Annotated in this window: 17 protein-coding genes and 5 pseudogenes; 9 read left to right on the forward strand and 13 right to left on the reverse strand. The window is 74.6% G+C overall.

Annotated features, from left to right (window positions below):
- The 5 genes and pseudogenes from UK94_RS25255 to UK94_RS25270 form a co-directional block, all read right to left on the reverse strand.
- Window positions 1-552: pseudogene (locus UK94_RS25255) on the reverse strand (hypothetical protein); the annotation flags it as partial.
- Window positions 552-1,025: a toll/interleukin-1 receptor domain-containing protein gene (locus UK94_RS25260; RefSeq protein WP_011606646.1), complete on the reverse strand. Its 474-nt coding sequence runs from the start codon at window positions 1,023-1,025 to the stop codon at window positions 552-554. The pseudogene UK94_RS25255 and the gene UK94_RS25260, both read right to left, overlap by 1 nt.
- 108 nt (window positions 1,026-1,133) lie before the next feature.
- Window positions 1,134-1,420: ethanolamine ammonia-lyase light chain EutC (locus tag UK94_RS65080; protein ID WP_235489803.1), on the reverse strand; the 287-nt coding region annotated here is incomplete at its 5' end.
- A 1-nt stretch (window position 1,421) separates the two neighbouring features.
- Window positions 1,422-1,958, reverse strand: a pseudogene (locus tag UK94_RS65085) (ethanolamine ammonia-lyase light chain EutC); the annotation flags it as partial.
- Window positions 1,955-3,397 (reverse strand): ethanolamine ammonia-lyase subunit EutB, encoded by a 1,443-nt coding sequence (locus UK94_RS25270; protein WP_095213000.1) that lies wholly within the window; start codon window positions 3,395-3,397, stop codon window positions 1,955-1,957. The gene UK94_RS25270 and the pseudogene UK94_RS65085, both read right to left, overlap by 4 nt.
- Window positions 3,398-3,601: 204 nt before the next feature.
- Here UK94_RS25270 and UK94_RS25275 point away from each other — a divergent pair.
- The 3 genes and pseudogenes from UK94_RS25275 to fabG all read left to right on the forward strand — a co-directional run.
- The coding region (locus UK94_RS25275; protein ID WP_235489805.1) for a phosphotransferase at window positions 3,602-4,536 on the forward strand (935 nt) is incomplete at its 3' end.
- Window positions 4,537-4,576: 40 nt separating this feature from the next.
- Window positions 4,577-4,780: pseudogene (locus UK94_RS65090) on the forward strand (aminoglycoside phosphotransferase); the annotation flags it as partial.
- Window positions 4,781-4,860: 80 nt separating this feature from the next.
- Window positions 4,861-5,643 (forward strand): 3-oxoacyl-ACP reductase FabG, encoded by a 783-nt coding sequence (gene fabG, locus UK94_RS25280; protein WP_041939726.1) that lies wholly within the window; start codon window positions 4,861-4,863, stop codon window positions 5,641-5,643.
- A 22-nt stretch (window positions 5,644-5,665) separates the two neighbouring features.
- On the opposite strand, the gene UK94_RS25285 is transcribed toward fabG, so the two are convergent.
- Entirely contained in the window at window positions 5,666-6,211 is a 546-nt protein-coding gene (locus UK94_RS25285; protein ID WP_200912905.1) for a YbaK/EbsC family protein, read from the reverse strand.
- Between the two features lie 2,315 nt (window positions 6,212-8,526).
- On the opposite strand from UK94_RS25285, the gene UK94_RS25300 reads away from it, so the two are divergent.
- The gene (locus UK94_RS25300) at window positions 8,527-8,868 is read left to right on the forward strand and encodes a hypothetical protein (RefSeq protein ID WP_055751825.1); all 342 of its coding nucleotides are present in this window, start codon (window positions 8,527-8,529) and stop codon (window positions 8,866-8,868) included.
- 152 nt (window positions 8,869-9,020) lie between these two features.
- Here UK94_RS25300 and UK94_RS65095 read toward each other — a convergent pair.
- From UK94_RS65095 to UK94_RS25310, 3 genes and pseudogenes are all read right to left on the reverse strand, one after another.
- On the reverse strand, window positions 9,021-9,502 hold a 482-nt coding region (locus UK94_RS65095; RefSeq protein ID WP_235489807.1), incomplete at its 5' end, for an ABC transporter substrate-binding protein.
- A gap of 1 nt (window position 9,503) precedes the next feature.
- A pseudogene (locus tag UK94_RS65100) lies at window positions 9,504-10,295 on the reverse strand (ABC transporter substrate-binding protein); the annotation flags it as partial.
- A gap of 811 nt (window positions 10,296-11,106) precedes the next feature.
- Window positions 11,107-12,057: a DMT family transporter gene (locus UK94_RS25310; protein WP_011606634.1), complete on the reverse strand. Its 951-nt coding sequence runs from the start codon at window positions 12,055-12,057 to the stop codon at window positions 11,107-11,109.
- On the opposite strand from UK94_RS25310, the gene UK94_RS25315 reads away from it, so the two are divergent.
- Both UK94_RS25315 and UK94_RS65105 read left to right on the forward strand, forming a co-directional pair.
- Entirely contained in the window at window positions 12,056-13,510 is a 1,455-nt protein-coding gene (locus UK94_RS25315; RefSeq protein ID WP_095212992.1) for a PLP-dependent aminotransferase family protein, read from the forward strand. The two genes, UK94_RS25310 and UK94_RS25315, sit on opposite strands and share 2 nt — an antisense overlap.
- Before the next feature lie 1,367 nt (window positions 13,511-14,877).
- Entirely contained in the window at window positions 14,878-16,326 is a 1,449-nt protein-coding gene (locus tag UK94_RS65105; protein ID WP_235489852.1) for an EAL domain-containing protein, read from the forward strand.
- 10 nt (window positions 16,327-16,336) lie between these two features.
- Here the strand turns inward: UK94_RS65105 and UK94_RS25325 are convergent.
- On the reverse strand, window positions 16,337-17,054 hold a 718-nt coding region (locus UK94_RS25325), incomplete at its 5' end, for an enoyl-CoA hydratase/isomerase family protein (RefSeq protein WP_268761616.1).
- Between the two features lies 1 nt (window position 17,055).
- Window positions 17,056-17,284: pseudogene (locus tag UK94_RS76510) on the reverse strand (hypothetical protein); the annotation flags it as partial.
- Between the two features lie 237 nt (window positions 17,285-17,521).
- On the opposite strand from UK94_RS76510, the gene UK94_RS65110 reads away from it, so the two are divergent.
- Window positions 17,522-18,051 (forward strand): class I SAM-dependent methyltransferase (locus tag UK94_RS65110; protein WP_235489809.1); only part of this gene is annotated, 530 nt, incomplete at its 3' end.
- 420 nt (window positions 18,052-18,471) lie between these two features.
- Here UK94_RS65110 and UK94_RS25335 read toward each other — a convergent pair.
- On the reverse strand, window positions 18,472-19,677 hold the full coding sequence (locus UK94_RS25335; RefSeq protein WP_041939725.1) for an HAF repeat-containing protein: 1,206 nt from the start codon (window positions 19,675-19,677) through the stop codon (window positions 18,472-18,474).
- A 1,269-nt stretch (window positions 19,678-20,946) separates the two neighbouring features.
- On the reverse strand, window positions 20,947-22,014 hold the full coding sequence (locus tag UK94_RS25345; RefSeq protein WP_157734432.1) for a hypothetical protein: 1,068 nt from the start codon (window positions 22,012-22,014) through the stop codon (window positions 20,947-20,949).
- Between UK94_RS25345 and UK94_RS25350 the strand changes: the two genes are divergently transcribed.
- The gene (locus tag UK94_RS25350) at window positions 22,004-22,717 is read left to right on the forward strand and encodes a hypothetical protein (protein WP_231861334.1); all 714 of its coding nucleotides are present in this window, start codon (window positions 22,004-22,006) and stop codon (window positions 22,715-22,717) included. The genes UK94_RS25345 and UK94_RS25350 overlap by 11 nt on opposite strands.
- 189 nt (window positions 22,718-22,906) lie before the next feature.
- Window positions 22,907-23,298: protein kinase (locus UK94_RS65115; RefSeq protein WP_313949595.1), on the forward strand; the 392-nt coding region annotated here is incomplete at its 3' end.

Consider the following 23,298-nt stretch of genomic DNA (forward strand, 5'->3'; position numbering starts at 1 on the left):
CACGATGTCGACGCCAAGCCGAAGGTCGAACGGGCTGGTGATCCGGTAGCTGGCGGCGGCCTGCTCGATCAGCAGCTCCACGAACTGACGCTCCAGACCGCGGATCGCCTCGGAGGCCTGCGGAGCCGTCTCGACGTGGACGACCGGCTGGAGTACCTCGGCCACCGATGCCGGCACGAGCTCGTCGACGGTCCGACGGTCCGCCTCTCGCTCGGAACGCTCGGCAATCTCTTCAACGGTGACGTCGGCGCCTTCGAACCAGCAGAACCGGTCGGTGGGCGGGGCCTTGCGCCGGTCGCTGACCAGCCGCAGGTCGACCTTGGCCGATTTCGCCGCGTCGTCGAGGGCGGCGCGGAACTTGCGGAAGGTGTCCTGCGCCTTCACATCGCCCCCGCCGGGGGTGGCCACGTCCAACGCCTGTGGCATCGGGATGCGGTCGTCGTCGCCGATCAGGTCGGCCAGCCCCCGCAGCCGGGACATCTGCCGGGGGGTGAGGTCGTCGGTGAGCCGGTCGAGGTGCCGCAGCACCGCCCGGCGGGGGAGTCGCCGCATCAGGCCGCGTCGCTCAGCACGCGGTGACGGATCGCTGTCGTCAGATCCAGGGCGAACCGCTCCCGGCCGGCTCCGCGGGTCTCGGTGAAGCAGCGCCCCCCGGAGCCGGTGAAGATCTGCCGCGTGTCCAGGCCGTGCAGGTCCCGTGAGCCGTCGAGTGGCACCCGCTTCAGCATCACCGGCAGCACCTTGTCGGCGTCCGGGCCGAGCAGGCGGGGCAGCTCCTCGTCCAGGATGAAACGGCTGGCGAAGAACCCGGGGCTCAGCAGCAACAACCCGTAGTCGCACGCGGCCAGCCGGGCCAGGATCTGCCGCCGCCAGTCCGCGCCCAGCAGCAGGTGCGAGTCCTCCCACCAGGCGATCCGCACCCCGGCCAGGGTGCCCAGGTGCAGATGGCTGAGCAGTGCCTCCTTGGCGGCGAGGTCGCCATGACACCAGCTCAGAAAGATCGACGCCTCGGCCGGCTGCTCCATCGAACCCCGCCTCCTTCACGTTATTCCGGATGGCTTCACGATAGAACGCGGTGGGACGTCCTGATCGTCCGGGGTGGTCGGATGGCGGCTCCGTGGTCGAAGCTCCCGCTATGTGTGGATTTGCGGCGCTGTCGGAGGTTCCTTGATGGAGACGCCGCTGGTGCCTGCGGCGCGCACTGTCTGGGCCAGGCCGGTGATGCGGTCGACGGCCTGGGTGGGGGTGACGCCGCGGCGGTGGATGTTGGACAGGAGGTTGCGGTCGGCGTCGGTGTGGCCCGAGCGGGGGCGGTGGGCCAGGTAGGCGGAGAGGCTCTCGGCGGTGGCGAGGCCGGGGCGTTCGCCGATCAGCAGCACGATCACCGTGGGGTGCAGCAGGTCGCCGATGTCGTTCATGANGCCGACGCGGCACTGGCGCACCGCGAACGGTTGGCCGGTCGACCAGCCGGCCTCGGCCGCCGCGGTGAGCAGCGCGGGCAGCAACGCCGGGACCTGGGCGTCCACCGCCGCCGCGGACAGGCCGTCGCCGATCACGATCTGCAGGTCCGCGCCGGGCGGGCAGCGGGCGGCGACCTGCGCGCGGCCGGCGTCGGACAGCCGCCGGCCCAGGTCCGGCCGGCGCAGGTACTCGGCCCGGTCGGCGGCGGCCGACTGCACGACGAACAGGCCGAACCGCTCGGTCGTCGCGGCCAGCGCGGGGCCGGCGAGGTCCAGTTCGGCGTCGACGGCGTCGCGGGCCGCCGCGTGGTCGGCCCGCAGCGCCAGCAGGTTCGCCGTCCGGTAGGAGGTTCCGGTCCGGCCGACGAACACCCGTGCCGGCGTCACCGCCCGGACCCGCTCGGCCAGCGCCGCCAGATCCACCGGCACCGCCGCGGGCCCCCGATCCGGACTGGTCCGTTCGGGGGATGCGGCGGTGGGGTCGGAATCGGGGGTCACCGGGTCGGGCCCGAGGGGAGGGCGGGTCGGGTGGGGAGGGCGGCGAGGGCGTCGTCGAGGCCGGCGGTGAGCAGGGCGGCGACGGGGCCGGTGGGGTCGGCGAGGTGGCCGTCGACGAGCAGGCCGCGGTCGGTCAGCCAGGCGGTGAACTCCGGCGCGGCGTGCAGGTTGAACAGCTCGCGCATGCCGGCGGCGTCGTGGTAGCTCGTCGACTGGTAGCCGAGCATGACGTCGTCGGCGCTCGGGACGCCCATCACGAACGTGCAGCCGGCGGCGACGAGCAGGACGAGCAGGTCGTCGTTGGTGTTCTGGTCGGCGTCGACATGGTTGGTGTAACAGACGTCGCAGCCCATCGGCAGGCCCAGCAGCTTGCCGACGAAATGGTCCTCCAGGCCGGCGCGGGTGATCTGGCGGGCGTCGGCGAGGTACTCCGGGCCGATGAAACCGACGACCGAGTTGACGAGGAACGGGTCGAACGCCCGCGCCACCCCGTGCGCCCGCGCCTCGCAGGTGAGCTGGTCGACGCCGTGGTGCGCGTCGGCGGACAGCGCGCTGCCCTGCCCGGTCTCGAAGTACATGACCTGCTCGCCGACGAAGTCGCCCGACCGGTCCCGGCGATGGTGGGCGAGCACGGCCTCGCGGCCCTCGGCGAGCAGGTCCAGGGTGATCCCGAAGCTCGTGTTCGCCGCCTCCGTGCCGGCGACCGACTGGAACAGCAGGTCCACCGGCGCCCCGGCGGCCAGCGCGGCGAGCTGGGTGGTGAGGTGCGCGAGCACGCACGTCTGCGTCGGCAGAGCCAGCGCGTCGACCAGGGCGCCGAGGCCGCGCAGGATCGTCCCGACCTGCTCGACCGACTCGCGCGCCGGGTTCACGCCGAGCACGGCGTCGCCGCAGCCGTGCAGCAGGCCGTCGAGCACCGACAGCAGGATGCCCTCCAGGTCGTCGGCGGGATGGTTCGGCTGCACCCGCACGCCGAGAACGCCCGCCTCGCCGATCGTGTTGCGGCAGCGGGTGACCGTCCGCAGCGGCTTCGCGGCGCAGATCAGGTCCTTGTCGCTCATGATCTTCGCGGTGGCGGCGGCGATCTCGGGAGTGATCGCGCGGGCCAGGCCGTCGTCGCGCCAGCGCGCCGGGAACGACGGCGACAGCACGAGCTCGCGGAACTCACCCACGGTCAGCGACGCCAGCGGGGCGAACAACGCCGCGTCCTGACCGCGCAGGATCAGGTCGGTGACCGCGTCGTCGATCAGCGGCGCGGCGACGATCTCGCCGAGCGTGACGTCGGCGAGCGCGAGCTTGGCCGCCACCCGCTCGCGCGCCGACCCGGCGGCGATCCCGGCGAGCTGGTCGCCGGACTTCTCCTCGTTCGCCTTCGCGAACAGCTCCGCCAGATCGGCGAACACGTGCCGCTCGCCGCGCACCGTCATCCAGTAGGCCACCGCGGCCACCTCCCGTCCCAGACGCGATCCGCTCGCCGATGCACTCCGTCCGCGGACGCATGTCGCTCGACGATGCACTCCGCTCGCGTAACGGTACGGACCTTCGCCTGGACGGACGATGGAGCCGTATTACGGTGCTCCCGTGCCGAAGGACGGGAAGGTGGGGGCGGCAGGGGCGGTGCCGTCGCGTCGGGGGGCCGTGNGATGAGCGCAACCTCGGCGGAGGGACTGCTCGGGCTGGACGCGACCGTCGACGAGGTGCTCAGCGCCTACGATCTCGGGCCGGCGCCGAAGGCCACCCTCCTGCACGTCTCGGAGAACGTCACCTACCAGGTGGACGACCCGGCCGGCGGGCGTCGCTGGGCGCTGCGGCTGCACCGCCCCGGCTACCACAGCCTCGCCGAGATCCACGGGGAGCTCGCCTGGGTGGCCGCCCTTCGCGCCGACGGTGTCGTGCGCACTCCGCCGGTCGTCCCGACCCGCACCGGCGCCCTCGTGGCGACCGCGACCGGGCGGCATGCCGTGCTGTTCGAGTGGGTCGACGGCCGGTCGCCCGAGGCCCTGGAACCCGCCGCGCTGCGAGGGACGTTCGGCCAGCTCGGCGACGTCACCGCCCGGCTGCATCGGCACGCCCGGAGCTGGGCCCGCCCGCCGTCGTTCGCCCGCTTCGCCTGGACCTGGGAGAGCACCCTCGGACCCGCCGCCCGGTGGGGGAGCTGGATCTCCGGCCTGCGCACGGCGCTGGCCGAGGCGGTCGTCGTCGGAGCAGATGCAGCCGCGGGCGTGGACGACCCGGGATCGCGGGTCGTCCACGCGCCGGGATCTCCGGTCGCCGCCGGGCGGGGATCGCGGGGTGGCGCTGCGGGTGAGGCCGTGGAGCTGCTGGGCCGGGCCGTCGCCGTCGCCCAGGAGCGCCTGGCGGCCTTCGGCCGGGGGCCGCAGCGGTTCGGGCTCATCCACGCGGACATGCGGATGGCGAACCTCCTCGTCCCCGACGACGCTCTGGTCATCGGCACGGGAGGCGCGAGCGCGGCGCAGGCGGCGAAGTCAGTGAAGGCGGACGAGGTGTGCGTCATCGACTTCGACGACTGCGGCTTCGGCTGGTATCTGTGGGATCTCGCGGCGTCGCTGTCGTTCATNGAGCACCTGGACTCCGCCGGCGATCTCGTCGCCGCGTGNCTCGCCGCCTACCAGCGGCGGCTCCCGCTGACGGCCGCGGACGTCGCGATGATCCCGACCTTCGTGCTGCTGCGCCGGCTGCTGCTCGTCGCGTGGCTCGGCACCCACCCGCACTCCGACGCGGTGCCCAGCATCCCGGCGTACGCCCGCGACAGCTGCGAGCTCGCCGAGGCCTACCTCGCCGGACGCCTGCTCGCCGGCTGACCGCGGATCGGGCTGCTTGAACGNCCCATCGGCCGGGGACTATGCGGACATCACCGCGCATCGGCGAAAGGACGTGCCACATGTTCACCTCGGTCGCGGGTCGGACCGTCGTGGTCACCGGCGGGAGCAAGGGGATCGGCAAGGGCATCGCCAGGGTCTTCGCGACGGCGGGGGCGAATGTCGTGCTCAGCGGCCGGGATGTCGTCGCCGCGGCCACCACGGCGCAGGAGCTCGACGAGCTCGGCGAGGGCACCGTCAGCTTCGTACTCGCCGACGCGGCCAGCGCCGAGGACAGCGCGCGGCTGGCCCGGACCGTCGCCGAGCGGCACGGCGGGGTGGACGTCGTCTGCGCCAACGCGGGGATCTTCCCGTCCGTGCCGCTGGCGACGATCACGGAGGCCGACATCGACGAGGTGCTGGGCACGAACGTCAAGGGCGCCATCCTCACCGTGCAGGCGTTCCTGCCGGCGCTGGTCGCCTCCGGCCGCGGCCGGGTGATCCTCACCTCGTCGATCACCGGACCGGTCACCGGTCATCCCGGGTGGTCGCACTACGGGGCGTCCAAGGCGGCGGTGCTCGGGTTCATGCGCACCGCCGCGGTCGAGCTCGCCCGGGACCGGGTCACCGTGAACGCGGTGCTCCCGGGCAGCGTCCGCACCGAAGGGCTCGACGAGCTGGGCGCCGACTACCTGAACTCGATGGAGGCCGCGATCCCGATGCGCCGGCTCGGTGAGGTCGACGAGATCGGTCACGCGGCGCTGTTCCTCGCCTCGGACGAGGCCTCCTACATCACCGGGCAGGCGCTGGTGGTCGACGGTGGTCAGATCCTGCCCGAGTCGCCGGCGGCCCTACAGGTGTCGTGACACCGCGCGTGCCGGCGGCGGCTCAGTCGGCTGTCACGGGCAGCGGGGTGCCGTCGGTGACCCGGACGAGCTCCTCGTAGGTCGTCGGGAAGACGGTGTGCGGGGTGCCGGCGGCGGCCCAGATCCGGGGATGGTCCGCGAGGGTCACGTCGACGACGGTGCGCAGCGGCGCCGGATGACCCACCGGGGCCACCCCGCCGATGGCCTGCCCGGTCGCCTCCCGCACCTGGGCGGCGCTGGCCCGGGACAGGGCGGCCACCCCGAGCCTGGGGGCGAGCGCGTCGGTGTCGACCCGGTGGCTGCCGCTGGTCAGCACCAGCACCGGCTGCGCGGCCTCCGTGACGAACACCAGGCTGTTGGCGATCGCGCCCACCTCGCAGCCGACCGCCGCGGCGGCCTCCGCCGCCGTCCGTGCCGAGTCGGGCAGCTCGCGGATGGCTCGCGCGGCCTGCTCCGCCCCGGCCGCGTGCAGCGCTTCGGCGACCAGACGGCTGCGCGGCGGCAGCTCGGCGAAATCGGGTCCGGTGGTCTCGGCGCCGGTCTGGGGCTCGGTACCGGTCTGGGTCATGGTGCGATCTCCTGACGATCTTCGGCCTCGGGGTTCGGTGCCGTCCGCGGTGCCGGGCCCGAGTATCGCGCGAGCAGTTCGGTCGCGATGCGCCGAAGGTGCGCGGCGACGCCGTCCGGCTGGCCGGGCGGCTCGTCGACGATGACCCTGGCGCCGAATCCGGCGAGGTCGGCGGCGGCGACGGCCGCGCTCGGGAACGAGGCGCACAGCGCCGTCCAGCCGGCGGTGTGGTCGTCCACGGTGCCCAGGGGTGCGATGCGCGCCGGCAGATGCTCGGCGCCATCGGCGGTGCTCCCGCCGATGGGGGACGCGGCCGGCGGTTCAATGCGGCCGCGGGCGCCGAGCACGCCGAGCAGGATCGGCACGATCGCGGGGTCGGCGCGCAGGCGGACCCGGTAGGCCCACATCCGTTCCTCGACCGCGCGGCGCGACTGCGCCCACAGGGCCGGCAGGTCGAGGTCGGCGGGACGGTTCGCCGGTTCGTCGAGCTCGGTGACCGACTCGATGCGGGAGACCCGCAGCGTGCGCGGGCCGGCGTCCGTCCCGGCGACGAGGTACCAGACGTCACCCTTCTGCACCAGGCCGTAGGGGTCGACGTCCCGGTCGCGGGCGGGCTCGCCGGCCGCGCGGGCGGCCCGGCCGGCGTAACGGACCCGGGCGCGGTGGCCCGCCCGCAGGATGCCGGCCAGCGTCGCGAGCTGGGCGGGCGGCGTCACGGCGGGGCCACCCCAGCGGCCCGGGTCGACGAGCAGGGTGGCGGTGACGGCCTCGGCGTCCGGGCGGGTCGCCGCCGGCAGGGCCGCCAGCAGCTTGCGCAGCGCCGAGTCCACCGCGGGCTCCAGCCCGAGCCCGGGACGCGCCGCCGGACCCGCGACCAGGAACAGCCCGTGCGCCTCGTCGGCGGTGAGCCCCGACAGGTCGCTGCGCCAGCCGTGGACCAGCCGCCACCCGCCACCGCGTCCCCGCTCGGAGTACAGCGGCACCCCGAGTTCACCGAGGACGTCGAGGTCCCGGCGGACCGTCCGGTCGCTGACGCCGAGCCGCCCGGCGATCTGCGCGGNGGTGAGCCGCTCGTGNGCCTGCAACATCATGGTGATGGCGATCAGTCGACTCGCACGCACCCGATCACCGTAGGCCGAGCCCGATCCCGGGGGCGGCCCGGCCGGCTCAGGGGGTCACGATCGGATACCGCTGGTAGACCCCTTTGACGTTGTGGCTGACCGAGCCGTAGAAGCCGTGGGTGTACCAGGCCTGAGCGTGATGAGTAGGTATCCGGCCTGTGGCCTGGTCATGTCTCCCGGGGTGCCGCGCGAGCGGGCGTGTCCGGCGCCGTGAACAGGACAGGAGGTGTCCTGTTCGGTGGCTACCGTCGCCCCCGAACACGCCACTGCGACCGACGACGACCGAAGGAGNACCCCCATGAACCCGCTGGACGACCCGCGTCCGCTGCTCGACCGCGCCCTCGACCAGGCGGGGCGGCTCGTCGCCGCCGTCGAGCCGGACCAGATCGCGCTGCCGACGCCCTGTTCCGAGTTCGACGTCGCCACCCTGGTCGGGCACCTGTTCACCGTGGTCGACCGGGTCGCCGTCGCCGGTCGGGGCGGCGACCCCCGGGAGCTGCCGCTGGTGACCACCGGGGTGCCGTTCGACGGCTGGGCGGAGCGCTACGCGAAGGCCGCCGCCGAGCTGCGCGCGGTCTGGTCCGACGACGCCCTGCTCGACCGGCCGCTGCGCCTGCCCTGGGCGGTGCTGCCCGGCCGGGTTGCCGCGGCGGCCTACACCCAGGAGCTGACGACGCACGCCTGGGATCTGGCGGTCGCGACGGGCCGCACCGGCGGCCTCGATCCCGAGCTCGCCGTCATCTCGCTGGAGATCGCCCGGCGGGCCGTGCCGGTCGAGGGCCGCGAGGAGATGCCCTTCGGCCCGGTGGTCGAGGTGCCCGCCGACGCGGACGCCTACCGTCGGCTGGCCGGTCACCTCGGTCGTACCGTCTCCTGACGCGCCATGTCGTGACGTGCCGTGTCCTGGCGCGCGGTGTCCTGACGTGCCGTGCTCTGACGAGCCGCCTGCGCGGACGGGCACCGCAGGAAAAAGCCGCCTTTTCCGTCGGATTCAGAACGTGTCGATTCCGGTAGCGGGCGGAGGCTGGGTATCGAACNCCGAACAATGCGGTTCGCCCGATCACGACAACGTGGCGTGCCGACGATTGTGCGGAGGGTGGCGAGGGTATTCAGCAGGTGCGCCGGGGAGGGCCTGCCGACGGGAGATCCGAACGGTCGGGGTGTCGTGACGGCGCATCTGCCGAAGGGATGTGCATGAAAATCATCAAGCGTTGCAGACATCTGCTCCTGGCTGTCGTCCTCGCCTTCGCCGCATTCCTGACGGCCGCGCCCGCCGGCGCGGCCACGCCGTCACTGGCAAGCCCAGGTCCGGCCGCCACCACGCCCGCACCGCCGCCGCCAAAGGCGGTGGACAAGCCGCACGACGGCCCCAAGGACCACAAGGGGCAGCACCGGATCTTCCACCCCGGATACTGGGAACCCGGCTACTGGATTCCCGGTTACTGGTGGCACCACCACTACTTCCCGAAGGTCTGGCATCCCAAGGAATGGCACCCCGGCTTCTACTACTGGGGTAAGTGGCCGACCGCACGCTAGGTGGTCGTCCGACCTGCTCACCGCGGGGTGATGCCCCGGCGCGCCGGGTTCCCGCCGTCCGCCCGCTCGGGTCGGCGGCGGGAACCCGGCCGTTCGCGCGGGCGCGGTCACCCGGCCGTCACCCGGCCGGCGGGGTCACTCGGCCGGCGCGGTCAGCCGGCCCGCAGGATCCGCCCGCATCGTGGCTTGCCGGGCACCGGGACGAACTTCCTGCCGTCCTGGGTGACCTGGACGTAGTCGTAGCAGGGCGCGATGTTGGCCACGCCCCTGCTCAGGTTGATCGCCGCCGGCAGCAGCCCGTCGGCGTCGAAGCGGGTCTGGCGGCGCAGGCCGGCGAGCACGCCGGCGCGGGTCGGGCAGACGCCGGCGGTGGTGATGCCGCGCAGCAGCAGGTCCGCACTGATCCAGCCGATCAGCGCGGTGCCGTCCGGCAGCGCGGCGGCCTGGGGCGCGTAGGCGGCCATCGCGGCGAGGAACCGCCGGTGCGCCGGGGTGTTGAGCTCGAACGGCGTGTAGTCGAGGAACGCGTACGCCCCCGCGGCGGAGTCGCCGACTCGTGCGAGTTGGCTGCGGTCGTAGCTGGTCGGGTTGCCCAGGATCGCCTTGAGGCCGAGGTCGGCGTCCTGCACCGCGGNGACGATCTGGTAGAAGTTCGGCGCCGGGACGAAGGCGATGAGGCTGTCGGCGCCGGAGTCCCGGACCTCGTCGACGAACCGGTCGGCGTCGAAGGGACCGCTCGGCACCTGCAGGTTGTCCGAGACCTTCAGGCCGGCGGCGAGCACGCTGCGGCGGGCGGCGTCGGCTGTCGACCGAGTGGCGGAGGACAGTTCCAGGGAGACCGTGACCGCGCGGTGCGCGCCCCGGTTGGCGAGGAACTCGCCCCAGCCGCTGGAGGTGGGTTCCTGTACCGCCGGCCGGGAGTAGCTGAACACGTTCGAGCGGGGCGCCAGCGACGGATCGGTGATCTGCCCGTCGACGACGGGCACCCCGGTGGACTCCAGCTGCTTCGCCGATCCGGCGGCCGCCACGCTGAACTGGAGGATGCCGAGCGCCTTGTCGCGCTGCGCCAGGGCGCGCCCGCCGACGGCGTTCAGCGCGGGGACCGCCTCGTCGTCCTCGATGCGGTAGGACAGCCGGCGGCCGTAGATCCCGCCCTTGGCGTTCTGCTCGCCGAGGCGGGCGTCCACGCCCGCCCGGAACAGCGCGCTTGGGTCGCCGTCGTACGGCGAGCCGGAGTACAGCAGGCCGAGGCCGATCGTGTCGCGGTCGACGCCCGGTGTCGGCGCGCACGGGTCGGACCCGCCGTTGCGAGCCTGGCTCAGGATGTCCCCGCCGTTCCCCCCGCCTCCGCCGCACGCGGTCACGCCGACGACCATGCTGGCGACCGCGGCTATCGCCGCGACGGATGAACGCAGGCTTCTTCTCATTCCTCACCGTCTCCGTGCCTTGAACGAGCCCGGTTCCTGTTCCTGGGCTGGTGCCTGTCCCGGGCCGTCCACCACATGGGGGACGGGGCCCTTTCGGGCCCTTTCGGGCCCATTGCCGGCCCATGGGTGGTAGTCGGGTCGACGCTCGGTCGGACCGGGCTACCGGGCGAGGGGCAGCACAAGGTATCGGGCGGCACAGATGCCTTTGTGGTGGGTCCCGCTGCGAGCACCGGCGCTGCGGCTTTTCGATTTCCTCCGGCGCCACGNTGTCCACGAGGATGAGCGGGACGAGGGGATGAACGGCCTCATCGGGTGACCGCGGTGAGGTGCTTCATTACCTTCCGATGACGGCCACCCCCCATCGGTGCCTTCGGCGTGGCGGATTCACCGCTGTGGGCGCCGCGGCGATGCCGATCAGGCCTGCGACGTGTGGCATCCAAGGGGGTCTCGGCCGCTCGCGGGGGGCCGAGGGAAATCCGGTTCCACGGCCTCGGATGTTTGGATTCGTTCCGCCGGATGTGAAGTACGGAGAACCCTTATGCATACCGGTGGGTGGCAGGGTGTGGCAAAGCCGCCCCCACCCTTGGTGAGTGCGCGGGCGAGCGGCGCCCGGCGCCCACCCGGTGGGCGCCGCGCACCCGTCCCAGCGGGCCACCCCCGATCCACTGCGCACCGACGGGAGCGACCCGGCGGCGTGAGTCCGAACCGGGGCAGGGCCGGCCGCGGCGCGATGTGCACGGTCTGACGCCGGTGGATCGTGCACTGCGCACCGCAACTCCGCGCTCGGCCACCCGCCCAGCGCGACCAGCCGTTACCGGTGATCTGCCGTGGTCGTGCCCGGGCCGGTGACGGAGCCGGCGTGGTTCGGGCGTACGGGAGCCCGGCGGCCGAGGACGACCGAGGCGATGACGACCACCGCCGTCCCGACGCCGACCGGCGTCAGCGGCTCTCCGAGCAGCAGTGCCGCCCAGAGCAGCGTCAGCACCGGCTGGGCGAGCTGGAGCCGCCCGACCCGCGCCACCCCGCCGAGGGCGAGCCCTCTATACCAGACGACGAAGCCGAGGAACATGCTCACGACGCTGACGTAGCCCAGTCCGGCGGCCGCCCCGGCCGTCACCGCGCGCGGCGGATGCACGGCCAGGCCGATCGCGGTCAGCGGCACCGTGACCGGCAGCGCCGCCAGCAGCGCCCAGCAGATCACCGCCGCACCGTCGAAGCGCCGCGCGAGCACCCCGCCCGCGGCGTAACCGAGGCCGACGAGTGCCACCGCGGCGAGCACCAGCAGGTCGGCCAGCCGGGGCCGGCCCGCGCCCTGCACCACCGCGAAGGCCAGCACCGCGGCGAGCCCGACGCCCAGGGCCGCCCAGTAGGGCGGCCTCGGCCGCTCGCCGGCCAGCACCACCGCGAACCCGGCCGTCGCCGCGGGTGCCAGGCCCACCACGACAGCGGCGTGCGCGACCGGGACGTCCGCGAGTGCCCACGAGGTCAGCAGCGGGAACCCGACGACCACGGTCGCCGCGATGACGATCGTCGCCGCCCGCCCGTCCGGGGGGCGCAGGGGCAGGCCGCGGCGGCGTAGCAGGGCCGCCGCGAGGCCGGCGGCCAGCACGGCGCGCCCGGCGCCGACGGTCAGCGCACCGAAGGCGGGCTCCGCGGCCCGGGTCGCGACCAGCGTGAGGCTGAACGCCACCACCCCCGCGGCGCCCGACACCAGCCCCCGCGCTTCCCCGCTCCCGACGAATGCGCTTTCCTTGCCTCTCATGTACGAGGATATCGGTGGAAGCGCCGGCGGGCCGGCGGCCGGGCCGGACCGTGGGGGCGGGCCGGGCGGTGGGGGCGGGCCGGCGGGGATCGTCGACGAGCTGACCGCGCTGTGCGCCCGCCTGCCCGCGGGCTCGGCGCTGCCGAGCACCCGGGAGCTCCAGCGCCGGCACCGGGCGAGCGCGCTGACCGTGCAGCGGGCCCTCGCGGCGGTCGCCGCCCGCGGGCTGCTGCTCACCACGCCCGGCCGCGGCAGCGTCGTCGCCGCGCCGCCGGCGTCGCGGTCGACCGACCTGAGCTGGCAGACCGCCGTGCTCGGCGCCCGCGACGACCTGCCGCACGACATGACCGACCTGTACTCACCCGTCCCCGACGGCGTGCTCGACCTCGCCTCGGCCTACCTGGATCCGGCGGCCCAGCCGGTGGGCCTGCTCGCGGCGGCCGCCGCCCGCGCCGCGCGCCGGCCCGGCGCCTGGGATCGCACCCCGGTCGCCGGCCTGCCCGACCTGCGCGGGCTGATCGCCGGCCTCGTCAGCCCGTCCCACACCGCGTCCGACGTGCTCGTCCCCAGCGGCGGGCAGGCGGCGCTCGCGTTGGTCTTCCGCGCCCTCGGCCGGCCCGGGGAGGCCCTCGCGGTCGAGCACACCACCTATCCGGGGGCGCTGGCCGCCGCGCGGGCCGCCGGGCTTGTCCCGGTCCCGGTGCCGGCGGACGGCGCCGGGGTGCGCCCGGACGATCTCGCCGACGTCCTCGGCCGCAGCGGGGCGCGGCTGGTCTACCTCCAGCCGCGGCACGCCAACCCCACCGGGGCGGTGCTCGCCCCGGACCGCCGGCCGGCGGTGCTCGCGGCCCTGCGGGACCACCGGGCGTTCTGCGTCGAGGACGACTGGGTGGCGCCGCTGGATCTCACCGCGGTCAGCCCGCCCCCGCTGGCCGCCGCCGACCCGGACGGTCACGTCGTGCACGTGCTGTCCCTGTCGAAGAGCGTGTCCCCGGGCCTGCGGATCGCGGCGGTCACCGCCCGCGGCCCGGTGGCGGCCCGGCTGGCCCGGGTGCGGATCACCGACGACCTGTTCGTCGCCCCGGTGCTCCAGCAGACCGCGGTGGAGCTGCTCAGCATCCCGGGCTGGCGCCGGCACCTGGCCTCGTTGCGCCGGGTGCTGCTGGCCCGCCGGGCGGCGCTGCTCGCCGCGATCGCGCGCGCCCTGCCCACCCTCGACCCGCCGCAGCCGCCCAGCGGGGGTGTGCACGTCTGGCTGCCGCTGCCGCCCGGTGCCGACGACCGGCTCGTCACCGCGGCCGCCCGGCGGGCGGGCGTCGCCGTCGGGCCCGGCAGTGCCTACACCGTGGGCGAGGTCGTCGCCCCCCGCCTGCGGCTGACCTACAGCCGCACTTCGGGTGAGGGCCTCGTCGCCGCGGTCGACCGGCTCGCCGCGGTCCTGCACGACGGATGAACACCGGCCCGGGCAGCGCCGTGGCCGTTCGCCGCGGGTGCCCGGCAGGCCGTCGCCGCCGGTGTGCATCGGCCCCGGGAGCGCCGGTCTCTGCCGGGCGTCCAGGCCAGACCCCGAACCCGGGGGTCACGCTGGGCAGCGGTCGGGCTGGTTCGGTCGGGTCTGGGTCGCCGGACGGGCATAGGTACGAAGGGGCCGAGGGGCGGACCGCCACGGTGACGCCGCGCTCGGCCGGGTTGGACGGTGACGTTCAGATGGGGCGTGACGGCCGGACGCGGCGTGACGGCTGGTCGGGGCGTGACGACGGGTCGGGGCGTGACGGCCGGATCCGGGACGACGCACGCGGGCCGGCGCGGGCCCGCTCGGCCGGGTTCGGGGGGCCGCCCGTCGCCCGGTGGTGGCGGTGGACGGCGATCGTCGTCGCCGTGGTCGTCGTCGCGGTGGCGCTGGCCACGCTGACGCTGCCCGCCCGGGCCGCGCTGATCGTGGTGCGGGCCGCCGGGCTCGCGTCGACGGCGTCCGGCGCGCTGGCCTGCCTCGTGACCGCGGCCCGGCGCGAGGGCGCGGAACGCACCTGGCGCCTGCTCGTCGGCGTGATGGTGCTGGCGCTGTCGGGGACGGCGCTCGCCTCGCTGCGCGACGTCGTCCGTGGTGGACAACCCGTGCCGCACATCACCCTGCCCATGCTGGTCCTGCTGGTGCCGTGGCTGTGCGGCCTGGCCGGGGTGCTGCGCTATCCGACCGAGCCGTTCGACACGCTCGCGCGCGNCACCGCCCGGCAGCGGCGCTGGTACCTGATCACGGTGCTCGACAGCGTCATCGTGACCGGCGCCGTCGCGCTGCTCGCCTGGGTGACGGTGCTGCAGAACGGCATCAAGGAGGGCGACCATCCCGTCTACGACATCCTGCCGGCCCTGGTCGTGACCGCCGCCGCGCTCGTCACCGCCGTGACGATCATCCTGATCGCCACGTTCCGCCGCCCGCGTTCCCTGCTCGGCCTGAGCCTGCTCGGCTCGGGGCTGATGGTCTTCGCGCTGGCCATCATGATCTACCTGTACGCGACGACGCGGAGCCTCGCCGACCTTCCGCGCATCCTGGACATGGGCTTCGTGATCGGTCCGCTGCTGGTGGGTCTCGCCGCGCTGNTGCCGCCGGTGCAGACGCCCCTGGTCGTGGTCCCGGCGGCGCAGTGGACNGCCGCGGAGTACCGCCGGCGCTGGTGGCACGTGATGCTGCCCTACCTGCCGCTGCTCGTCGCGGCCGCCGTCGCGGTCGTGCGGGTGCTGGGGACCGATCTGGCCGGGCAGGAGGAGATCTGGGCGTTGCTGTGCCTACTCGTGNTGGCCCTCGTCCGGCAGCTGACGACGATGGCCGACAACGTGCGGCTGCTGGAGCGGTTGGAGGACAACCAGCGGGAGCTGCGCCGGCTGGCCTTCCACGATCCGCTGACGGGCCTGGCCAACCGGGCGCTGTTCGCCGACCGGCTCGACCAGGCCCTGGCCCGCTACGCCCGGGTACCCCACCCGGTCGCCGTGGTCTTCTGCGATCTTGACGACTTCAAGCAGGTCAACGACACGCTCGGGCACGCGGCCGGCGACGAGCTGCTGCGCGTCACCGCCCGCCGGCTCACCGCCGCCGTTCGGGCCACCGACACCGTGGCCCGCTTCGGCGGGGACGAGTTCGCCATCCTGCTCGAATCCGCCCGCGCCCGGCCCCACGACGGGGGCGGTACCGAGACCGAGTCCGAGACCGAGTCCGAGTCCGAGTCCGACGTCGAGTCCGAGTCCGACGCCGAGGCCGGCGAGGACCCGGTGGCGATCGGGCACCGGCTCGCGGAGGCGGTGCGCCTTCCGGTCCGGCTGGCCGACACCACCTACGCCGTCGCGGCCAGTTTCGGGCTCGTGGTCGTCGGCACCGCCGACACCGCGATCACCGCCGAGACCCTGCTGCATCGCGCGGACCTGGCGATGTACTCGGCCAAGTCCGGCAAGACCGGACTGCTCACGGTCTACGACGCCGGCCTCGGCGCGCCGGACACGGTCCCCGCCCTGCGGGCCGCCCTCGCCGCGGCCGCCCGCGACGACCCGAGCGGCGGCCGGCTCGACGTCTGCCTGCGGCCCGTCGTCGACCTGGCGACCGACGAGGTGCCCGCCTACCAGGCCCGGCTCGAATGGCATCATCCCCGGCTGGGCGTGTTCCGTCCGCAACGGCTGGCCGCCCTGGGCGACTCGGCCGGTGTCGGGCCGGCCCTCGACCGGTTCCTGCTGCGCCACGCCCTGGCGTGGATCGCCGGCCGGACGCAGCCCGGAGCGCGACCGGCGGCGGTGCACGTGCCGCTGCTCGCCGAGCGGGTCGCCCGCGAGGGACTACCCGCGGAGATCTCCTCGGCCCTGGCCGACGCGGGGCTGCCGGCCGGTGCGCTCGTCCTCGACATCCGCGGGACGGGCCGGGACCGCGACCTCGACGCCACCGCCGCGGTCCTCACCCGGCTGCACCGCGCGGGCGTGCGGATCTCCCTGGCCGAGGTCGGCTCGGCGGACACCACGGTGGACAGCCTGCGGCTGCTGCCCGTCGACCTGATCACCCTGCATCCCGCCTACACGGCGCTGTGGGTCGACCGCTCGACCCAGTACCGGCTGCGCATCCTCACCGACGCGTTCCTCGCCACCGTGATCGACCTGGGCATCGAGGTGATCGCCGACGGTGTCGACAGCAGGTCCACGGCACGCCGCCTGCTCGAACGCGGCTGCCACCTCGCCACCGGCGACATCGTCGACAACCGTGCCCCGCCGCCCGCGACCGCCGGTCGCCCGTGAACAGCGGGGTTCAGCGGCCGGTGAAGTGAGGGGCGCGGCGCTCGGCGGTGGCCCGCACGCCCTCGGCGAAGTCGGTGGTGGCCCGCAGGATGGCCTGCTCGGACGCCTCCCGCTCGGTGGCGGCCTGGATCGCGGGCACGAGGTCCGCCCACATCGTCTGCCGGATGCTGCGCACCGCCAGGGGCGCGGCCGCGGCGATCTCGGCGGCGAACGCGAGCGCCGCGTCGCGCAGCCCCTCCGCCGGGGCGAGCCGGTCGGCCAGGCCGATCTCGAACGCCTCCTGCCCGGCGACCCGGCGGCCGGTGTAGAGCAGGTCCAGCGCCTTCTGCCGGCCGACGACCGCCGGCAGCGTCACCGACAGGCCGAAGCCCTGGTGCAGGCCGAGCCGGGAGAAGTTCGCCACGAACCGGGTCTCCGGGCTCGCCACCCGGAAATCCGCGGACAGGGCGAGCCCCACCCCGCCGCCGATCGCGCTGCCCTGTACCGCGGCCACCACCGGGATCGGGGCGGCGAACAGCCGCGCCGCCGCCCGGTAGAGGGCCGGCGCGCCCTCCTCGGCCGTGACCGCCGCCGCCGTGCTGGCGCCGGCGAAGTCGGCGCCCGCGCAGAAGTGCCTGCCCTGCGCGGCGAGGACGATCGCGCGGACCTCGGACCCGGCCGCGAGCTTGTCGTAGGTGTCGGCGAGCTCCTCGACGAGGTGCACGTCGAAGTAGTTGTGCGGCGGCCGGNGGATCTCGACGACCGCGACGTGGTCGGGCCGGGTCTGGACGGCGACGTCGCCGGACTCGCTCATGCTGATCCTCCGCTGTTTGGTCGGTGCCGGCGTTTGCCGAGGGTCGGGCGCCCCGTCCGACATCCTGGCCGATCCGCCGGCCTGGGGCGCGCCGTGCCCGCCGGCCGAAACCGGGTGATCGGCGCCCTCGTCGTCCGGACGGGCCTTATACCGCATCCGCCGCATTGCCGGGGCGTGACCGCTTCAATTCCCCGGCTATGCGTATCGCTGGCGTGTCACCGGCCGATCACGGAGAATATTTCCTGTCGGCTTCCGGGGATATTCAGTGGCCTCGGGGGCGGGTGTGGAGTGCCCTTCATGGGTGCTCCGCTCTGTTAAGTGGCGATCCACCTGGGGTTTCTTTTGTGGTGCGGTGGATCGGCCCGGTGTAATCCGTGAACCCGTGCCGGGGAAAGGAAGATCATGACTGTTGACGATCTCGATGCACACGCGCTGGTCGGGCGGCCAGTGAGTTCCGCGAACGCGGCGGCCGCCGCCGCAGGGGCACCGGGAGAGCCCGCCCCGGACGGCCGGACCTGGGCCCGTGGGGACTACTCGGTGATCGCCCGCCTGCTCGTCGGCCTCGGCGGCGACCTCGTCCGGGCCGCGGGGGTCACCCCCGTCAACCGGGTGCTCGACGTCGCCGCCGGCAGCGGCAACGCGGCCATCGCGGCCGCGGAGCTGGGCGCGGACGTGACCGCCTCCGACCTCACTCCCAAGCTCATCGAGCGGGGCCGGCAGGCCGCGGCCGACCGCGGCATCAGCATGGAATGGCTGGAGGCGGACGCGGAGCTGCTGCCCTTCGCCGACGAGGACTTCGACGTGGTGCTGTCCTGTATCGGCGCCATGTTCGCGCCCGACCAGGCGGCGACGGCCCGGGAGCTGGTGCGGGTGTGCCGCCCGGGCGGCACGGTGGCGATGGCGAACTGGACCGCCGGTGGGGCGATGGGACGNCTGTTTGCGCTGTTGGAGCGGTACGNCCCCACCCGGGCGCAGGGTGCGCCGGCGCCGACGGACTGGGGCGACCCGGACCACGTGCGTGCCCTGTTCGGTGACCGGGTCGGCCGGCTGGAAACGCACCGGCGTACGGCCCGCCTGGACTTCGCCGGTTCGCCGGCGGAATGGTGCACGCTCTACCGGGCGTGTTTCGCTCCGGTGGTCGAGACATACGAACGTCTCGGCCCGGATCCGAAACTCCTCGCCGCACTCGACGACGACCTGCTGCGATTCGCCGCCGGCGAGTATCTCGGCCCGCTCGGCGGTCCGGGCCGGTACGAGTTCGAATATCTTCTGGTGTTGGCCGAGCCGGCTGCCTGACGGCGCTTTCCCGGCCTCCCCGGCCGGCCCTCGCGGCCGGCCGGGTCGGCGGGGGATCAGCGGCCGGGGGCCGGCCAGAACACCGCCTGCGGGAGCGGCGAGGTCGCCGAATGGGACGTGCCGAGGATGATCCCGGTAGGGGTGACGGCCCCCGCGTTCGCGTAGTTGCCGCCAAGGGTGGGGAGTTCGGTGAGCCGGCCGGCCCGCCAGCGGAACGCGCGTGTGGTGCCGTCGGCGGCCGTCACCGTGCCGCTGACGACTCCCTGGTCGTTCAGGTCCGTCGCCTCCACGGAGCCGTCGGGCGCCCACAGCCGGGTGCGCTGTCCGGCCTGCCAGAGGAAGGCGCTGTTCGTCGGCCCGTACGAGCTGACGAGCACCTGGCCGGCATTGTTGATCGCCACCGCGCGCGAGGTGGTCTCGCCGGGCAGGGGGCCGAGGTCGATCGCGCGGCCCCGGTCCCACAGCGCGGCGTGGTGGTGGCCGTCCGCGGTCTCGCTCTGGCCGACGATCTGCCCGCGATCGTTGATGGCGACGGCCTCGCTCGTCGGCCCGCCGAGGGTGCCGAGGTCGTGGCTGGTTCCCCCGAACCAGACGGCGGCGTGTGACTGGCCGGCGGCGGTCTGGCCGGAACCGACGATGTTGCCCGCGGCGTTCACGTCGGACGCCTGGCTCGACGGGCCGCCGAGGGTGCCGAGGTCCTGCGGCCGAAGGCCCTGCCACAGCACGGCATGCCGCGTGCCGCTGTTGGTGCTGCTGGTGCCGACGACGGCCCCGGTGGGGCTGACGGCCGCCGCGCTGCTGGAGCGCCCGCCGGCGGTGTCGGTGCCGCCGAGGTGCTCCAGGCGCTGGTAGTTGCCGTTGAACCAGCGGAACACCTGGCGTTCGTAGTGGGTCACCACGTCGCCGACGACGACGCCGGCCTCGTTGACGGCCACCGGATCGTTGCTGCCCGGGAGGAAGTGCACGGTCCCGTCGCGCCAGATGCCGCCGATGGCGCTGTACGGGGAGTCGTCCCAGCTTCCGACGAGCAGTCCCGCGGCGTTCCCGGCCTTCAGTCGGCCCGGGCTGTAGGCGTTGGGGCCGGGGACGAGCACCGGCGGACGCCCGAACGGGGGACGCGGCGGCGGCGCCGCGGCGGGTGCGTCGCCGGTGGCGGCGCCTGCCGTCGCCGCCGCGGCGGGTGGGACCGCGCCGAGCGCGAGGGGAGCGGCGGCGCCGGCCAGCGCGGCCAGGCGGATGAAGGTCCTGCGGTCGTTCGGCACGTGAGTCGCCTTTCCTGTCCGCCCGACGGAGGACCTGGCGTTCTCCACCGTGCAACTACTCTATGAAGTTGAATGGTGGCGCTGCGTCGTTATGGCGTCAACAAGCGACACGCCCCGGCTGGATGGCGGGGTGCGCGGCGGACGGGCGGTGCGGGACTACGCGGGCCGGGCGGGGGTCAACCGCGGCAGCAGGGCGCCGATCGCGAAACAGACGGCCGCGGCGATGACGGTCAGGGACACGTCGACGGCGGTGGTGGGCGACAACAGGCGGGTCGCGGAGAGGGCGAAGACGCCGAACAGCCCGACCGCGCAGCCGGCCGGCAGAAACCGCAGCCCCCGCTGCCACCACTCGGCCGGTGCGGCGTGCCGGCCGAGGGGGAGCAGCGCCACCGCCCACAGCAGCCCCATCAGGACCAGCAGGCCGAGCCCGAACAGGCCGTAGATGGACAGCAGCGAGCCGTGCACACTCGCGGTTCCGGTCGCCTTCGCCACGGTGTGCAGATCGGTGTCGCGCAGCGCCACCTCGATCGGCATCAGCCCGGTGGCCCGCCCGTCCAGGTCCCGGATGTCGAGATCGACCGTCCAGTTCGCCGAGCCGCGGGCCGNCACGGTCGTGCGGACGCGGGTGTCGTAGTCGAAGAAGGTCAGGCCGAGCACGGTGCCGCTCAGCCGCACCGAGTCGACGTCCACGTCCGACCGGCTCAGGTTCTGCACGCCGACCACCACTCGGGCTACCGCGCCGGCATCGAGGACGAGATCGCCCCGGCCGAGCGGCTGGCCGTCGACGGTCACGGCCAGCNCCACGCCACCCCCCGGCGCCGCACGGGCAGCGGGTGGCGGGGACAACATGAGCCAACCGAGGCACGCCGCCAGGCAAACAGTGATGAGAATTCTTTCCCGCGCCGGCCGCGCGGCCGGCCCTGCGATTGTCACTACTTCCCCCCGCGACCGGGATGTGCGGCCGGTCTGCTGTTATTCTAACGAGCGTCGTATGGTGGGACTTCCGCCAATCGTGCATCACGTGTTTTCGCGGGTCATGGGGATGGGCCNGCCTCAACGTGTTGCCGGTCGCACCCGGGGGGGCGCACTGGTGTCTGGCCATCGATCGGTCGACCGACTCGGGCGGCGGTCTCGGCGTGGGGTCGTGCCGACCGTCTTTCTTGGCGTCCTGCTCCTGTGTGCGGGAGCGGGGGCGGCCGGCGGCCTGCTCGGGCCACCCCGGCTGGTGAGTGTGAACGACGCGGCGGCGACGGCTACCGATGCCCCGCCTCATTCCGTCGGCACGCAGGATTCCGCCGTCTCATCGGATTCCGCCGATTCGTCGGGTTCTGGCTCTGTGTCGGGTTCTGGCTCGGTGGCTGATTCCGGCGCTGCGTCGGGGACCGGCTCTGCATCGGGGGCCGGTGCCGTGTCGGGTTCCGGAGTGTCCGGGGGCCTCGCGGCCGGCGCGGATTCGACCGGTGGCGCCCCCGCCGGCAGCTCAGCCGCAGGTGACCCGGGTGCGGGCGCCGGGTCCACCACGGGCGGCGCGGCCACCGGCGGCGGGTCCGGGGCCTCCTCCACCGGCGGGTCCGGGGGTACTTCCACCGGCATCGGCTCACCGGGTCGCCAGTCCGGGTCGGGTGGCACCCCGCCGGGTTCCGGTGGCTCGCCGGCGGGGCCTGCGACCACGGATCCCGCGCCGCAGCCGCCGCCCAGGCCGACGACTCCGACGACTCCGGCGCAGCCGTCCGGGGGCGAGAACACCGCGTCGCCGAGTGGCCCGGGGCCCTCGGCTTCAGCCGGCCCCACCGGCCCGACGAGCACTCCCTCCGCCTGCCCGAGCGGGACGACCCTCGCCGTCGGCGGGGACTGCACGCCCACGCCCACGGTCTGCCCGGCGCTGGCCGGTGCCGGTACCTGCCCGACGTCTGCACCGGTGTGCCCGACCGCCGCGACCGCCGGCCCGGACGGGACCTGTAGACCCATCTCCACGGCCTGCTCCTCGCCGTCCCGCGGCGCCCCCGCCCCCTCCCCCGCCGGTGTCTGCCACGCGCCGCCGCCGCCCTGTGGACTGACGACCGCGCCCGAGGGCCCGATCATCGTCGACGCAGAGCCGTCCGCCGACTCGTGCTCGACCACCTGCCCGACCGGATCGTCACCGGCGCCGGGCTGCGACCAGCGGCCGCCCTGCGCAAGCGCGACCCCGGCCCGCCCCCGCGGCCCGGCGGCGGCCGCCGCCACGCCCTGCCCGGGGCCGACCGCCACCCGGACCGACCACGCTGCGCCGACGCCGACCAGCGGTTCGCCGTCGCCGCATGCCTCGGTCACCTGCCCGGACGGGTCGGTGCGCGACACCGCCGACCAGTGCCCGCTGCCGCAGCGGTTCTGCGCCGGTTCGCCGGTCGGCGTGCCGGTGGGCGAGGCGTGCCCGGCGCCGACGCCGTCACCGCCCGTCCCCGTCGTCTGCTGGGACGGCTCGGTGCGGGCGGCGACGCTGGACTGCCCGGCCGGGCGACGGCTGTGCCCGGGGGGCGTCGCGGTGCCGCTCGACGAGCTGTGCGCCGTCCCGGCGCCGCCGCGCTGCGCCAAGGGCACGGTCCGCGTGCTCGGCGCGTGCACCCCGGTGCTTCCCGCCGGCGCACCGGAACCGCCGGTCGGCACCCCGGTGGCGCGGGAGGCGCATCCCGGCGAGCTGTTGTTCGACCGGACCGTCGTCACCGCGGGGGACACCCTGTTCGCCCGCGGCGCCGGGTGCCGGCCCGGGGCGCCGGCGGTGCTCACGGCCGGTGGCGAACTCGTCGGGCGGGCCGTCGCCGACCAGGCCGGTACCTTCGAGACTGTCGTCCAGTTCGCCAGCTTCCGGCCGGGGTACCGCCCGGTGAAGGCGGACTGCGGCAAGGACCTCGACGCCGGGATCGACATGGTGCTCGTCTCCGCGGACACCAGCGCGACGGCGACGTCGGTCCTGCTGCCGCTGTTCCTCGCGCTGTCCTTCCTGGCCGTGCACTACCAGCTCGCGGCCCGGGGGCGGCGCCGGGCCAGGGCGCAGCGCCGCTAGCCGTTAGCCACCGGCCGAGCCTTGGCCGGCTTCCTCGACGACCAGGGCGGGAGTGACGCACCGATGTCCCACCCATCCGGTCACGGCGCCACCNCCGACGGCGCGCACGACCGCCGTCCCGGGCCTGGGCCCGCAGAACCGACCCAGGTCGGCCCCTACCGCCTGCTGCGCCGGCTCGGGGCGGGCGGCATGGGCACGGTCTACCTGGGGGAGACCCCCACCGGCGGGCAGGTGGCCGTCAAACTGATCCGCCCGGACCTCGCCCGCCTCGCCGAGTTCCGGGCGCGGTTGAAGCAGGAGGCCGACAACGCCCGCCGGGTCGCCCGGTTCTGCACCGCCGCGGTCCTCGACGTCGACATCACCGCCGAGCAGCCCTACCTGATCACCGAGTTCGTCGACGGTCCGACGCTCGCCGAGGCGGTGGTGGGGCGCGGCCCACTGAACACGGCGGAGCTGCACCAGCTCGCCGTGAGCATGACGACCGCCCTCATGGCCATCCACCGGGCCGGCATCGTGCACCGCGATCTCAAACCGTCCAACATTCTGCTGTCCCGGCTCGGCCCCAAGGTCATCGACTTCGG

Source organism: Frankia sp. AvcI1 (genome assembly GCF_001420875.1).
GTDB lineage: Bacteria > Actinomycetota > Actinomycetes > Frankiales > Frankiaceae > Frankia > Frankia alni.